Below are 16,160 nucleotides of genomic sequence, written 5' to 3' on the forward strand. Positions count from 1 at the left end.
GCTATTCGAGCCGTTCGAGCCTGTTGTAGAGCGTCTTCGCGCTAATACCCAATGCCAGTGCGGTACGACGCTTGTCGCCTGAATAATGATCAAGCGTCGCTTGGATAATAGCTCGCTGGGCATTGAGCAAAGACGTTCCCAACGGTATCTTCAGGTAGCCTTGCTTCAGCATAGGAGCAGCTGCTCGAAAAGAAGATGTCGCAGGCGTTATATCTATAGTTTGTTCGGCAAGAATGAAGGCGCGAGTAATATTATTTTTCAGCTCGCGGATATTGCCCGGCCAGTTGTAATCTTCCAGCCTCTGCAAGGTTTCAGCTGAAAAGACTTTAGAGGTCTTTTCCTGCTGGTTCAGTTCATCCAGGAACCGTTGTGATAAATAAGCAATGTCCGATTTACGCTCGCGTAAAGGCGGGACGCGTATAGGAAACACCGCTAACCGGTATAGAAGGTCTGACCGGAAAGTACCTGCCAAGACAGATTCTTTAGGGTCCCGGTTGGTCGCTGCAATGATGCGTACATTAACGCTGCGCAATTCGGAACCACCCACACGATGATACTGCCCCGATTCCAGCACACGCAGCAATTGCACCTGCATGGTCAGCGGCATTTCAGTGATTTCATCAAGAAAGAGGGTGCCAGTATGGGCGCGCTCAAAACATCCTATGGTCGTCGCTGAGGCGCCCGTAAAACTGCCTTTTTCGTGACCGAACAATTCGCTTTCAGCAAGCGATGGTGAAATGGCGCCGCAATTGACGGCCACGAAGGGTAAATCGCGGCGGGTGCTGCGATCATGCACGGCGCGTGCGACTACCTCTTTTCCAGTGCCGCTTTCACCTACAATCAAGACGCCGGCTTCGGTGGGCGCCGCCTTCACAATGGATCGCGCCAGCTCGAATGCGGCAGGCGACCGGCCTAGAAATTTGGACGATGAAATCATGTAAAAAGTCTAAACCGAAATAATGGAACGCGGTAGCTAATCGTAGCTTGTTTCAATTGAGATGCAAATACACACTTTGTTTCGTCGAAACCGCGTACGATGATTCAACAAAGTGGTGGTAATTGAAGCCAGCCGCAGTATCGAAAGCACGTTGAAATCCGGCTGAACGCCCGAAGGAATTAATTTCACTTAAGATACTTCTATGCCGCATTTATTGATTACCGACGACGAAAGCGCTATTCGCGAGCTGATCGCAGAAATAGCCATAGAGGAAGGGTACACCGTAGCCCAGGCAGGCGATATCCGGCAGGCGCGGATTCAAATTGAAAGGCAAAAGCCCGACGTGGTGCTTTTGGACATGCAACTGCCCGATGGTAACGGCATAGATTTCTGGCACGATCTTGCCCTTCCCGGTACGCACGTCGTTTTCGTAACAGGTTACTCCACTGTCGATAGCGCGATTCAGGCCTTGCGCTGTGGTGCGGTCGACTATTTGCTGAAACCGGTAAGTCTGCGTCGACTGCGCGGGATACTGTCCGAGCTTAAGGCCATGTTGCAAAAGCACCCTTTACCGGGCGCAACAAACTGCTTTAAGAAAATGATAGGCCAGTCGCGAGCAGTCCAGCTATTATGTGCGCATATCGAAAAGGTTGCTCCGACACAGGCTACCGTGTTGTTAGTCGGCGAGAGCGGCACAGGCAAAGAACTGGCAGCCGAGGCCATTCATTTGGCCAGCCCGCGTCACGAAAAGCCGTTCATGCCCGTTAACTGTGGTGCGATCTCGCCGAATCTTATCGAAAGTGAATTATTCGGGCACGAAAAGGGTAGCTTTACCGGCGCCGATCGTCAGCATAAGGGCTATTTCGAACGCGCAAGTGGCGGCACCTTATTTCTTGACGAAATCACCGAGATGTCCATGGAGCTGCAAGTTCGCTTGCTACGGGTTCTGGAGACTGGGCGTTTCATGCGGGTCGGAACCAATCAGGAAATTGACGCCGACGTTCGCGTTATTGCCGCGACCAACCGCAATCCCGAGCAGGCCGTAGCTAACGGTACGTTGCGCGAAGACCTTTATCACCGTTTAAGTGTATTTCCGCTCGAATTACCGCCGTTGCGCGACCGTGACGAAGATGTCTTGTTGCTGGCCGATCACTTTTTGCGACAGCTAAACGAAGAAAGTGGAACAAATAAGGCCTTTGCTCCAGAGGCCCTTAAAGCCATGAGCGAATATTCCTGGCCGGGAAATATTCGAGAGCTTCGTAACTATGTATATCGGAGCTATATTCTTGCCGACACGGTAATCAAAGGCGACTTTAACTCCTTTGAGCTTGAATCCCGATCCGGCGGCTGGGGTTCAGAAATTCTGGTACCAGTAGGTGTCCCCCTTGCCGACGCCAACAAGCAGCTGATACTGGCTACGCTCAAACAATGCGGAGGCGTCAAAAAGGCCGCTGCGGAGATGTTGGGCATCAGCCTCAAGACGCTGTACAACCGTCTCGAGGAATACGGAGCCGCCAGCGACATCGATGAGTCTTCATCGTCCTATCGTTAGCCTATATCGCGTTCGCCGCCGCTAAGCTTTAGCGGCGAATTGGCTTATTTAGCCGGCATTTTTCCTCCATTCACTGGGCACGCTAAATGCTTTCTCTCCGATTGTTTATTCGGGGAGTGCGATCGACATGGAATTACCATTACAACCGCGTGCATCGATTGTCGTGTTAACGCATAACAGACGAGTGCAGGTGCTTGGGACATTGGAATGTCTGCATCGTCTGCCAGGGTACTGGCCGATCATCGTTGTCGATAATGGATCGGAAGACGGTACCGCCGCGGCAATATCAGCGCGCTTCCCATCTACGATGTTGATACGAAGCAAGCGAAATATCGGAGCGGCCGCTCGTAATATCGGCGTCGGCTATGCGCATACCCCCTATGTGGCATTTTGCGACGACGACACGGTATGGGAAGCCGGAGCGTTGGAACGAGCCGTAAAGATGTTGGACGAGACGCCTACAGTTGCCGTTGTCAACGCATGCGTGCAAATTGGCGCCATGCGCCGTCCCGATCCCACTTGCCTTTCGATGGAGCAAAGTCCGCTCGAACGCGATCAGTTGCCGGGACCTCAGTTGCTGGGCTTCATGGCTGGCGCATGCGTGATACGGACGCAGGCGTTTTGCGACGTGGGAGGGTATTGGCCACCTTTCTTCATAGGGGGGGAGGAGGCGCTGATGGCCTTCGATCTGGTCGAAAAAGGATGGCACATTGTGTACGCTAAAGATGTCATTACGCGGCATTTTCCTTCCTTATTGCGCGACTCCCGAGGCCGCGAGCGACTACTGATCCGAAACGCTATTTGGGTGGCTTGGATGCGCAGGCCATTCTGGTCAGCGATACATCAAACTAAGGTGCAGTGGCGTGAAGCCCGGCTACGGGGCATTGTTTGGCCCACCATGCTCCAGATGCTGATGGGCCTGCCGCGCGCGCTGCGGTATCGCAAAGTGCTGTCTCCTGCGGTGGAGAAAATGCAGGCTCTTCTCGACTTGGCGGATGCTGCCGCGCAGCGCTCCGAACGCCACGCCACTGAAAATGCATGATGCGTGCGATTGGGCGGGCATAGGCACGTGGCTTGCTGTACCCGTGGACTAGAACTTTTGACTGGGTGACGTGGATCGATAGCGCCGGTACGTTTAGCACCTGGCGCATGAAGCGTCACGGTGTCGGTTCGGACGCAGGCCCGACTGGCCGTTATTGGAGAATACTGTGGCGCTGAGAATTTTGGCTGTGACCTCTGAAGCTTTCCCCCTGGCAAAAACCGGTGGATTGGGCGATGCGGTAAGCGGACTGGCCCTGTCCGTAAAAGAAAGTGGGGTCCAAATGACGCTGTTGCTGCCAGCCTATCCTTCGGTTGAAGCTCATCTGGTTCGTATCGAAAAAGTGGCTACGCTGACTGATCTTCCAGGTGGGAAGGCCGATCTGCTCGAGGCTTTTTGTCCCGAACTGGGCGTCCAGGTACTTTTATTGCGTAACGCCGCGCTCTATGACCGGACGGGCTATTACGTCGACTCAGACGGCGCCGAATATTCCGATAACGCTATTCGTTTTGCAGCGCTCGCGCACGTAGCGGCAAGGTTGGCGCAGGGAATCGGGGGTATGCCCCGGCCGCATATCGTGCATGCCCATGACTGGCATGCTGCACTTACGCCCTTATTAATGCGTCAGATGCAGATCAAAGACGTCAAGACTGTGCTTACCCTGCATAACATTGCTTTTCAAGGGGTATTCCCAATGTCGCTTGCCGATACCCTAGGCATAGCGCCTGAATATCGAACTGGCGAAGGAATGGAATTCTGGGGGCAGCTCAATTTTCTGAAAGCTGGAATCCGGTATGCAGATCTTATTACGGTGGTCAGCAGTAATTATGCACGCGAGATACTGACGCCCAAATTTGGCTGCGGATTGGAGGGGGTGCTCGCTCAACGTGGCAGCGATCTGATATCGATACCTAACGGTATCGACACCAAGCTGTGGAATCCGCAGGCCGATGGCTATTTGCGCGGATGCAATTTCAGCGCGGCGCACCTAGCCAACAAGGCTGTTTGCAAAAGCCAGCTGCAGCGAACTTTCGGCTTACATGAGAACCCGCACACCGCCGTAATGGCAATGGGAAGCCGCCTTACCCTGCAAAAAATGGCCGATCTGGCCGCTAGTGCGATTCCTTCGTCACTTGATGCTCATCAGGAACTACAGGTATGCATAATCGGCCAGGGCGATCACCGTCTGGAAGCGGCTTTGCAAGAGGTGGCTGCGCGATATCCTGGCCGTTGCGGGGTTCATATTGGGTTTGATGAGGGCCAGGCACATTTGCTGCATGCTGGGGCCGATATGCTGTTGCATGGCAGCCGTTTCGAGCCCTTTGGCCTGACACCGCTGTATTCCATGCGCTACGGGACTGTCCCGATTGCTTCCAGGGTCGGTGGGATGGCGGATACCATCATTGATCCCGGCAAGAATCAAACTCCTGGTGTCATGCGCGCCGGGACGGGCATATTGTTTGAAGGCGAGCGGCCCGAAGATATGACAAGAGCCATAGACCGGGCCCTGACGTTGCGTTCCCACCCCGAAATCTGGCGTGCGATGCAGCAAAATGCAATGAGGGCTGATTTTAGTTGGGCCAAGTCGGCCCCGGCATATCTGAGTGCTTATCAATCCTTGTGTCCGAGCATCGCACTCGACCGCATTCCGGAGCGCCTGCGGAGCGTGTCGACCGGCCGTGCTGGCAAAGTCCATGCACCCTCGGCACTACCAGGGGTCACCAAGCACGTTCATTCACAGTCAACCCGCGAGGGGGCGAATCTTGAGCCCGTCGCGGCTCGTAGGGCGTCGGCCGCATGAACTCCTTCCCCCGCATCTATTATGCGTCTCCTCTTCCCTCAGAAGAGGAGTTGGCGCCGGCCGGTTCGCATGTTAGGTGGTGGGAAAGTGTATGTGAACGCGCGGCGGGTATGGGCTTTGATAGTGTGCTAAGTCCGCTTTTATGGCGTGCACGACAGCACGCCGCTGGTGCTGCGCTTCAAGAAGTGGGCGGTAAGGTGGCGTCTGGGCTCTCATCCGACTCAATAACGACGACCCTCGCAGCGCTCGGGACAGTATGCAAGCAGCACAAGCTTTCTTTTTTGATCGATCTGGTTCTGGATCATGCGGTGGCTGGGTCCGCGCTCGCCAGGACGAATAATGCACAATTTGATCCAAAAAGTGGCCCATTGACTGACCGCCCCGGCGAGATGGACGCCGGGTCGCGAGGATCCACCTTGGATCCGGGCGAGGCAACTCCTGAACTGCTGAACTCGTGGGTTGAGCGACTGGCAGAATGGTCAACAGCGGGAGTCGCCGGATTTCGATGTCTTTCTCCAGCCGAGTGGTCCTCAGGGAACTGGCGGTCCTTGATTGCGAAGGTTCATCTTCACGACCCGGAATGCCTTTTCCTGGCTTGGACTCCGGGCCTTACACCTCAGCAAATTGCCGGCCTTGCCGAAGCAGGGTTCGAATCGACGTTCTTGTCGTCGCCCTGGTGGGACTATCGGTCGTCCTGGCTAGTCGAAGAACATGACAGATTGCGTGCTGTGGCCCCGCCCATCGCTCCTGTTGAAAGGCTGGATGGCGCTGATGCTCAGCCCTCATGGAAGACACTCACCGAAGCAGAGGGGCGACGCCGGCTCTGGACTGCGGCTTTCACAGGTGACGGCGTTTTGGTGCCGATGGGATACGAGACACTCGTTGGCGTGCAGGCAATCATCGACACTAATAATTGGATAAGCAAAAAGCACCCTTCGGAGCATCGGCTGCGATTGCTCTCGGGACCGCTGGCGAAGGTTACAGCCCTTTTTCGTGGCGGCTCCACTGCCCGTCTGTTTCTTGTCAATCCCGACACACAGCAATCTGCGTCTGTCGATTGGCAGGCTTTGCGTTCGCGTTTGCCACATAGTTATGTTGTTAGCGACGTCGTGGCGCAAGATCTGCCCGATGTTCTTGCGCCTTCGGGTCATTGCCTTGTAGCAGCGGTGCCTGCTGCTTTGGTAAAGGTAGGTTCGCATTCGGCGGGAGAGCAGCGCAAGACTATTACCGCGGCCTTGCGCGCGCCACGCCTGGCCATTGAAAACGTCGGTCCAGCCGTTGAGCAGGGACGCTTTCCGGTCAAGCGGGCCGTAGGAGAGCCGGTTCAGGTCGAGGCGGATGTGTTGATGGATGGTCATGAAAAGATCGCCGTCGACTTGCTATGGCGAGCCGTAGACGAAGCAAAATGGCACCACGTTTCCATGAAACATTTGTCCAATGACCGCTGGCAGGCTACCTTCATGCCGGATCGCTTAGGTCCCCACTATTACGGTATCAGGGCTTGGCATGATGTGTGGGCCACGTATTGCGAGCGGTTACAGAAGAAATTGAAAGCCGACCAGGATGTATCTCTGGATATGGAAGAAGGGCGGATCTTGATCAGCACTGCGCTAAACCGCGCGAAAGACGATTTGCCTTTCACTGCAAATACCCTGATATCGGCCCTGGATGCCGTGGGGCATCCACAGAGCCCGGTGAACCGGCCCCGATCAAGACGAGGGCGTATTCCGACTTCCTTGCTTAACGATATTTCGTCGGCGATTTCCATCCCTCCTCCGGACTCGACACAAATCCACGCGATGCTGGATGACACGCTTGCCATCGCCATGAAGGCAGCCGATGACCATCCTTTTGAAACCAACAGCGACGTGGTTTATCCGTTGACCGTCGAGCGCCGTGAGGCGCGTTATGCTAGCTGGTACGAGTTGTTTCCACGTTCCCAAAGCCCAGTGCCCGGAGCCCACGGCACTTTTGCCGATGTCATTGACCGCCTACCGGCCATACGCTGCATGGGTTTCGATGTGTTGTATTTTCCGCCTATACATCCTATTGGATCGCGCAACCGCAAAGGCAAGAATAATTCGCTGAATGCCGGCCCTGACGACCCGGGCAGCCCCTATGCTATTGGTTCGGCAGACGGAGGTCATGATGCGGTGCACCCGCAATTGGGCACCCTTGAGGAATTCCGGGACCTCGTTCGCGCGGCGCGTGAAAATGACCTGGAAATCGCCATGGATTTCGCCATACAGTGTTCGCCGGACCACCCATGGCTGACCGATCGCCCCGAGTGGTTCGATTGGCGGGCGGACGGATCGTTGCGCTATGCTGAGAACCCGCCTAAACGCTACGAAGATATCGTTAACCCCGACTTTTATAGTCCTTCGGCCAGCGCCCCGCAGCAAGCCGCGCTATGGAGAGCCTTGCGCGATATCGTGCTATTTTGGGCGGACCAGGGTGTGCAGACATTTCGGGTCGACAATCCTCATACCAAACCATTGCCGTTTTGGCAGTGGCTGATTGCCGAAGTGCAGGGCGTGCATCCTTATACGGTGTTTCTGTCCGAAGCCTTCACCCGACCGAAGATGATGTATCGCTTGGCCAAAATTGGCTTTTCTCAGTCGTATACCTACTTTACGTGGCGTCACGGCAAGCAAGAACTAACCGACTACTTGACCGAACTCAATACGCCACCCGTGGCGGATTTTTTCCGTCCGCATTTCTTTGTGAACACGCCGGACATCAATCCATATTTTCTGCAGACATCGGGCAGGCCAGGCTTTTTGATCCGTGCCGCGCTTGCCGCTACGACCTCCGGGTTATGGGGAATGTATAACGGCTTCGAGCTTTGCGAAGGCCGGCCTGTTCCCGGAAAAGAAGAGTATCTGGATTCCGAGAAGTATGAAATTCGATCATGGGATTGGAATGAACCCGGCAATATCGTGGCCGAGATTACCAGGTTGAATCACATCAGGCGCAGCAATCCTGCTTTGCAGAGCCATCTCGGTATACGGTTTCACTCAGTCGACAACGAAAAAATATTGTTTTTCACCAAGACTACACCGGAGCGTGACAACGTCGTGCTCGTCGCGATAAGCCTGGATCCTCATGCGCCGCAGACTGGGACGCTGGAACTGCCCTTGTGGCAATGGGAAGTGCCAGAAGGCAAGCCGATAGTCATGCAGGACCTATTTGAAGGGGGACGCTTTACCTTGCAGGGGAAGTATCGCCACGTGTCGCTGACCCAGGAGCGTCCCTTCTTATTGTGGAGCCTGATTGGTCAGGGCTGACTCACTTATCGTATCGCCGATTCCAGGTAACCACGCTCAATGGACAGATCAGCAAGAGAATTCTATGGCCGAATCAGGAAAAGCAACGACAACGCAGCAAAACGAGCCATTGTGGTACAAGGACGCGGTAATTTATCAGTTACACGTGAAGTCGTTTTTCGATGCGAACAATGACGGAAAAGGCGATTTCGCCGGCTTGATTTCCAGGCTCGATTACATCGCGGAGTTAGGCGTCAATACTATCTGGCTCTTGCCGTTCTATCCTTCGCCGCGTTTGGACGATGGCTATGATATTGCCGAGTATCGAGACGTTCATCAAGATTATGGAACGCTTGGCGACGTAAAAAAATTCATACGGGAAGCCCATCGCAGGGGTTTGCGGGTTATTACCGAACTGGTGGTAAACCATACCTCTGACCAGCATGCATGGTTTCAGCGGGCACGTCGCGCTAAACCTGGTTCGGCGGCTCGTGATTTTTACGTATGGTCGGATAGCGACCAAGCCTATGCCGGTACCCGCATCATTTTCTGCGATACCGAAAAATCCAACTGGACCTGGGACAATGTCGCCGGTGCGTATTTCTGGCACCGCTTTTATTCGCATCAGCCCGACCTGAACTACGACAACCCGCGGGTGCTGAAGGAAGTGATCAATGTCATGCGCTTCTGGCTAGATATGGGAGTGGATGGCTTGCGCCTGGATGCCGTGCCATATCTGGTCGAAAGGGAAGGCACCAATAACGAGAATCTGCCTGAAACCCACGCCGTATTGCGACAGATACGCGCCGTGATGGACAGCGACTACCCGGATCGGCTGCTTCTGGCCGAAGCCAACCAGTGGCCGGAAGACGCGCAAGAATATTTCGGCAAGGGCGACGAATGCCATATGTCGTTTCATTTTCCGCTAATGCCGCGCATGTATATGGCAATTGCCCGCGCCGATCGCTTTCCCATCACCGATATCATGCAGCAAACACCAGAGATTCCGGAAAATTGCCAATGGGCCATCTTCCTGCGTAATCATGACGAATTGACCCTTGAAATGGTCACGAGCAGCGAGCGCGATTATTTGTGGCAGGTGTATGCCGCTGACCGGCAAGCACGGATCAACCTCGGTATACGCCGCCGTCTGGCACCGCTGTTGGAACGCGATCGGCGCCGTATCGAACTGATGAATAGTTTGTTGCTATCGATGCCTGGGACGCCGGTACTCTACTACGGCGATGAGCTGGGCATGGGCGATAACATTCACCTGGGTGACCGTGATGGCGTCAGAACCCCCATGCAATGGACACCGGACCGCAACGGCGGATTTTCGCGCGCCGATCCCGAGCGCCTGATTCTGCCCGTATTGATGGGCCCCTTGTACGGCTACGAAGCCGTTAATGTAGAGGCGCAGCAGCGAGACCCTCATTCGATTTTGAACTGGACTCGGCGCATGCTTGCCAAGCGGCAACAAACCCATGCTTTCGGACGCGGCACCCTTCGATTCCTATTTCCAGGGAATCGGAAAATCCTGGCCTACCTGCGCGAACATGACGGCGTCGTGTTGCTTTGTGTGGCTAATCTTTCTAACGCTTCGCAACCCGTAGAGCTTGAGTTGCAGACGATGTCGGGCCGAGTGCCTGTCGAGCTGCTAGGCGGCACCCCCTTTCCTACGATAGGAGAACTGCCCTATTTATTGACCTTGCCTCCTTATGGTTTCTATTGGTTTGAATTAAGCGCCAGCGCCGCGCCGCCCACATGGCATGTCACCGGACCGGAACAAATGCCGGAATACGCCACTTTGGTCGTGCGACGGCGGGCGGGCTACCAGCTTATGGAAGGCTCGCGCCGTATATTTTGCAATGAGGTATTGCCGGTTTATCTAGCGCGCCAGCGCTGGTTTGCAGGCGATCGTCGCATTAAATCGTCGAACATTGTGTACATCGTCCCATTGCCCGGTCAAACCGATTTGTTCCTTGCAGAGTTTGAAGTGGATCTCGGCAAGGAAACGGCCAGCTATTTCTTGCCGCTGGCCTTATTATGGACCGAGCCATTGGCCGCCATGCCCCAGCAATACGCGCTCGCACGAGTTCGCAGGGGATCGGAACTCGGAACAGCAACCGATGCCTTCACCGTGCCGGATTTCGCCCTGGCGATTCTGGAAAATCTAAAGGATCATCGCGAGGTGCCGTTCGAGACGGCACGCGGACGATCCATGTTCCATTTCCAGGGCGAACCGGGATTGCAGCAGGTCGAATGGCCGGCCGAAATGACCATACATTGGTTCCACGGAGAGCAGTCCAACAGCTCATTGGTCCTGGGTGATGCCGCCATTTTGAAGCTTGTTCGACATGTGGTGCCTGGAGTCCATCCCGAGGCAGAAATGACGCGCCATCTTACGCGCGCCGGCTATGCGAACTCTGCACCGCTATTAGGGGAAGTGCTGCGGGTCGATGCGGATGGTACACCTCATACTTTGGCGTTGTTGCACGCGAGGGTGGCCAATCAAGGAGACGCCTGGAGTTGGACGCAGGACTATCTGAAACGTACGCTCGAAAATGCAGCACTGATCGGAGAGAGCACGGCCGATTATGCCGAGGAGCTTAGCGGCTATTCCGCAGTGGCGGCGGCGATAGGGCGGCGACTCGCTGAGCTTCATATCCTGCTCGCCCGCCCAAGCGACGATCCGGACTTCGCCCCAGAAGTGGCTACTACCAGCCATGCCCGAGCCTGGGCCAAGGATATTCGCACTATGTTCCTCAATGCCCTCAAGGCGTGCCAGGAATCCGAGTCGGTACTGTCTGAGCAGGCGGCCGCATATCTAGAAGAACTCCGCTCCAATCAAAGCGCGCTGACACGCGCGATCGATAAACGGGCACAGCGATTAGTGAAAACCACGTTGAGCCGTATTCATGGCGACTTCCATCTCGGTCAGGTTCTTATCGCGCAGAGTGATGTCTATATCATCGATTTTGAGGGCGAACCAGTACGCTCCTTGAGCGAGCGGCGCAGCAAGAGTTCGCCTTGGCGGGATGTCGCCGGCCTGATCCGCTCATTCGATTATGCGAGGGCGGCATTTCGGTCTGCCCAGCATACGGTCTCCGAGCCGGCGACTCGTACCGATACGGTAGCGACTGACGAGGGTTCGATCCCAGATTCGCAGGCTATTCCGGGATTAGCGGCTGTGCAACAGCATACTGAGGTGCTGCTCGAGCGGTTCAGCCTGACCGTCACAACCGCTTTTCTGGATGCTTATCATGCAGCCGCCGAAGAATCACTGCGAGGATCGGCAGATAATTCCGACGCAGAATCTGCCGCTGTAGCGGTAGATCCCGAAGTTGCGAGAAGGGAACATTCCTTGCTCGACCTGGCTTTGTTCGAGAAGGCGGCATACGAAGTTTGCTACGAAGCAGCCCATCGTCCGGAGTGGATGTCGATTCCACTGGCGGGTATGGTTCGCGCCGCACGACGCCTGCTTGCGGACACAGATGAAGGGAATACCCAATGATCGACAATCCAGAAATCCATGAGCCTGAAGGGCGAGGTATTGAAGGCGACCATTCGTTTGGGCCCTTGCTCGGCGAGCTTGATCTTCATTTGATTGCCGAAGGGCGGCACTGGCAGTTGGCCGATTGCCTTGGCGCTCATGTGATGGAAGTAAACGGCGTGCAAGGAACCCGCTTCGCGGTCTGGGCGCCCAACGCGCGTCGCGTAGCGGTAGTGGGGGACTTCAATTCCTGGGACGGTCGACAAAACCCGATGCGGCTACGGCGCGAGGCCGGGGTGTGGGAAACTTTCATTCCGGGCGTAGGACCCGGGGACCGCTACAAATTCGAAGTGATTGCGCACGACGGGAACTTGTTGCCGCTGAAGGCAGACCCCGTAGCCCGGCAGACCGAGATGCCGCCCGCAACCGCTTCAGTCATTAGTGTTCCGGACGAGTTCATTTGGACCGACGACGAATGGATGGCAACGCGCGGTGAAAAACAGCAGCCCGACGCGCCCATTTCGATTTACGAAGTGCATTTCGGCTCCTGGATGTACGAGAGTGGGGAGGGAAACAGGTGGGCAGTATCGGGGAGGCGCTTGATTGAATACGCAACGGCAATGGGCTTCACCCATATCGAGTTGATGCCGATAACGGAGCACCCGTTCGGCGGGTCTTGGGGCTATCAGCCGCTGGGCATGTATGCGCCTACCGCCCGCTATGGTTCGCCCACCGAGTTCGCGGAATTTATCGATGCCTGCCATGGGGCGGGGCTTTCCGTGATTCTCGACTGGGTGCCAGCACATTTCCCGTCCGACTTGCATGGCCTGGCAGATTTCGATGGTACGGCGCTGTACGAGCATGCGGATCCCCAGCAAGGCCTGCATCCGGACTGGAATACGCTCATCTACAACATGGGCCGCAATGAAGTGCGCAATTTCTTGCTGTGCAGTGCCCTGGAGTGGGTGCAACGCTTTCACGTCGATGGGCTTCGGGTGGATGCCGTGGCGTCGATGCTGTATCTGGATTACAGCCGCGAACCGGGGCAATGGACCCCGAATCGCTATGGAGGCCGCGAGAACCTCGAGGCGGTTGATTTCCTGCAGCAGCTTAATTCAATCGTTCCTGAGCGCAGCGCTGGAGCCGTGATCATTGCGGAAGAGTCTACCGCGTGGCCTGGAGTCACCGCGCCCGAGTCGGCCGGTGGTCTGGGGTTCCAGTACAAGTGGAATATGGGCTGGATGCACGACACCTTGCGGTACATGCAGCATGAAACCGTGCATCGTCGTTACCATCATAACGACATGACTTTCAGTATGGTGTACGCCTATTCGGAGCGCTTCATTCTGCCCTTGTCACACGACGAAGTGGTACACGGGAAGCGCTCTCTGCTGCAGAAAATGCCCGGCGATCGCTGGCAACGTTTTGCAAATCTGCGAGCCTACTATGGCTTCATGTGGGGCCATCCGGGCAAGAAGTTGCTCTTCATGGGAGGCGAGCTCGCTCAGGAGCGTGAATGGAATCATGACGCTCACCTGGATTGGGCGGCGCTCGACGATGTCCACCATGGCGGCATTCAAAAACTGGTGCGCGATTTGAACGAACTGTATCGGGCAACGCCGGCCATGTTTGGCAGTGATACAGACCCGGCCGGATTCGAATGGCTGATAGGCGACGACCACACCAACAGCGTATTTGCGTTCTTGCGTCTGCACCAAGGGCAATGCGTATTGGTTGTGAGCAATATGACCCCCGTTCCGCGTTCGGATTACCGCATCGGGGTTCCGATCCACGGGCGTTGGAAAGAACTGCTCAACACCGATGCTGAAATTTACGGAGGTTCGAACGTCGGCAATGGGGGCGGGGCCGACACGACAGCACATCCTGAACATGGACGGGAGCAATCGCTTTTGCTCGTGTTGCCGCCACTGGCCACGGTAATCCTCGCGCCAGAAGGATACTCAATATGAGTCTATCGTTTCCCAACCGGCTCGATCCGGGATTACCATATCCGCTCGGGGCCACTTATGAAGGCCTGGGCGTGAATTTTGCGGTATTTTCGGGGAACGCCAGTAAAATAGAGCTCTGCATCTTCGACGCAAGCGCACGCCGGGAGATCCGCCGGTTCACGCTACCCGAGTGCACCGATGAGGTTTGGCATGGCTATTTGCCAAATGCTGGGCCAGGTTTGGTCTATGGATACCGTGCCTACGGCCCTTATGACCCGGGCAACGGCCATCGCTTCAATCCCCAAAAGCTATTAATAGACCCTTATGCCCGCAAGTTGCTTGGCTCCGTGCGATGGTCGGACGCGGTATTCGGCTATCGCGTCCAGCACCCGAAAGCGGATTTGAGCATAGACCGTCGGGATTCCGCCGCCCTCGTGCCTAAGTGTATCGTCACCGGCGATAGCTTCAATTGGGGAAAAACAGGCAGCCCTTGTACTCCATGGGCTGATACCGTCATTTACGAAGCGCACCTCAAAGGCGTTTCCATGGGACGCAAAGATGTGCCGGACGAAGTGCGCGGCACCAGTCAGGCGTTGAGTCACCCCCGGTTCATCGATCACCTGCATAAACTGGGGGTCACTGCCATCGAGCTCTTGCCGGTGCACGCTTTTCTGCAAGATCATTTTCTTGTGGAACGCGGGTTGCGCAATTACTGGGGCTACAACACGCTAGCGTTTTTTGCGCCAGAACCGGCATATTTGACTAACGGAAAGATCAACGACTTGCGCGTGGCCATACGCAAGTTTCATGACGCCGGGATAGAGGTCATTCTGGATGTGGTTTACAACCATACGGCGGAAGGCAACGAACTTGGTCCGACCTTATCGTGGCGTGGCCTGGATAACGCCAGTTACTACAGACTGATCCCTGGGGAGGAACGCTATTACATCAACGACACGGGTTGTGGTAATACAGTAAATCTTTCTCACCCGCGAGTCTTGCAAATGGTGATGGACTCATTGCGCTATTGGGCCGAAAGTTACCATATTGACGGTTTCCGTTTTGATTTGGGCGTAACGTTAGGCCGGGAAGGCACGGGCTTTGATCCTGGGTCCGGTTTCTTCGATGCTATTTTGCAAGACCCGGTTCTTTCGCGGCTTAAACTGATCTCGGAGCCATGGGACACAGGACCGGATGGATACCATCTCGGTAATCATCCGCCCGGCTTTGCAGAATGGAATGACAAGTTTCGCGATAACACTCGCCGGTTCTGGGCAGGCGGCCCCGGTTTGCGCGGCGAACTGGCCGCCGGTTTGGTTGCATCGCCCGCGATTTTTGATGGCCGGCACAGAAGGCCTTGGGCATCAATTAACTTTCTGGCCGCGCATGACGGCTTCACAGCCGCCGATGTCGTCAGCTATAACGACAAGCATAACGAGGCCAATGGCGATGAGAATAACGATGGGCATAGCGAAAACTTTAGCAATAACTGGGGTGTCGAGGGCCCGAGTAACAACCGCGCCATAACTGTCTTGCGGGAGCGAGTACTTCGTTCGATGCTGGCCACGGTTTTGCTCTCCGACGGCACGCCCATGCTGCTCGCCGGTGACGAATTCGGCAACAGCCAAGAGGGCAATAACAACGCCTACTGTCAGGATAACGAGCTGTCGTGGCTGGACTGGTCGCAGGCTATCAGTCCAGCCGGACACGATCTGACCACATTCGTGGGTCGTCTGACGTCCCTTAGACGAGCCCATCCGTCCTTGCGGTTGGCCCGGTTTGAAGACGGCAACTATCAGGTCCTGCCCGGGGTGCCGCGAGTGGCATGGTATGACCTTGATGGCTCGCTCATGAGCCCTGAGGCCTGGGATTATCCGGAAGGCCGCGTGCTGGGATTCAGGCGGGCGTGCACGACGACTGATGGCAAGGTCGAACTCGCTTTGCTGCTGATAAATGGTGGTCCGGACGATATTCAGTTCCACATACCCGAATCGCCCTGCCCATGGGTAGCCGTTTTAAACTCCGCCGACGCCCATGTGGTGGCGGCTCCCGTGCATGACGACCATGTGAAGGTAGCGGCACACGGGCTGGTCTTGCTGATGGGCCAAGCCGTGGCAAGCTGA

Annotated in this window: 8 protein-coding genes; 7 read left to right on the plus strand and 1 reads right to left on the minus strand. The window is 55.7% G+C overall.

What is annotated here, in order from left to right:
• Position 1 precedes the first annotated feature (1 nt).
• Positions 2-937 carry a sigma-54-dependent Fis family transcriptional regulator gene (locus EKL30_RS06240; RefSeq protein ID WP_126706326.1) on the minus strand — a complete coding sequence of 312 codons (936 nt, stop codon included), beginning with the start codon at positions 935-937 and terminating at the stop codon, positions 2-4.
• 202 nt (positions 938-1,139) lie between these two features.
• On the opposite strand from EKL30_RS06240, the gene EKL30_RS06245 reads away from it, so the two are divergent.
• From EKL30_RS06245 to glgX, 7 genes are all read left to right on the plus strand, one after another.
• Complete coding sequence (locus EKL30_RS06245) at positions 1,140-2,489, plus strand: sigma-54 dependent transcriptional regulator (RefSeq protein WP_126706327.1); 1,350 nt, start codon at positions 1,140-1,142, stop codon at positions 2,487-2,489.
• Between the two features lie 127 nt (positions 2,490-2,616).
• Positions 2,617-3,531: a glycosyltransferase family 2 protein gene (locus tag EKL30_RS06250; RefSeq protein ID WP_126706328.1), complete on the plus strand. Its 915-nt coding sequence runs from the start codon at positions 2,617-2,619 to the stop codon at positions 3,529-3,531.
• Positions 3,532-3,697: 166 nt separating this feature from the next.
• A complete protein-coding gene (gene glgA / locus EKL30_RS06255; RefSeq protein ID WP_158618399.1) occupies positions 3,698-5,329 on the plus strand; it encodes a glycogen synthase GlgA in 1,632 nt (543 codons plus the stop codon).
• Positions 5,326-8,616: an alpha-1,4-glucan--maltose-1-phosphate maltosyltransferase gene (locus EKL30_RS06260; protein WP_233582857.1), complete on the plus strand. Its 3,291-nt coding sequence runs from the start codon at positions 5,326-5,328 to the stop codon at positions 8,614-8,616. Before glgA ends, EKL30_RS06260 begins: the two co-directional genes overlap by 4 nt.
• A gap of 64 nt (positions 8,617-8,680) precedes the next feature.
• Positions 8,681-12,109, plus strand: coding sequence for a maltose alpha-D-glucosyltransferase (gene treS, locus EKL30_RS06265; protein WP_126706330.1), 3,429 nt, complete (start codon positions 8,681-8,683; stop codon positions 12,107-12,109).
• Complete coding sequence (gene glgB / locus EKL30_RS06270; protein ID WP_126706331.1) at positions 12,106-14,058, plus strand: 1,4-alpha-glucan branching protein GlgB; 1,953 nt, start codon at positions 12,106-12,108, stop codon at positions 14,056-14,058. Before treS ends, glgB begins: the two co-directional genes overlap by 4 nt.
• Positions 14,055-16,160, plus strand: coding sequence for a glycogen debranching protein GlgX (gene glgX, locus EKL30_RS06275; RefSeq protein WP_126706332.1), 2,106 nt, complete (start codon positions 14,055-14,057; stop codon positions 16,158-16,160). The genes glgB and glgX overlap by 4 nt, the downstream gene beginning before the upstream one ends.

It is taken from the genome of Candidimonas sp. SYP-B2681, assembly GCF_003971065.1.
Lineage (GTDB): Bacteria > Pseudomonadota > Gammaproteobacteria > Burkholderiales > Burkholderiaceae_B > Pollutimonas.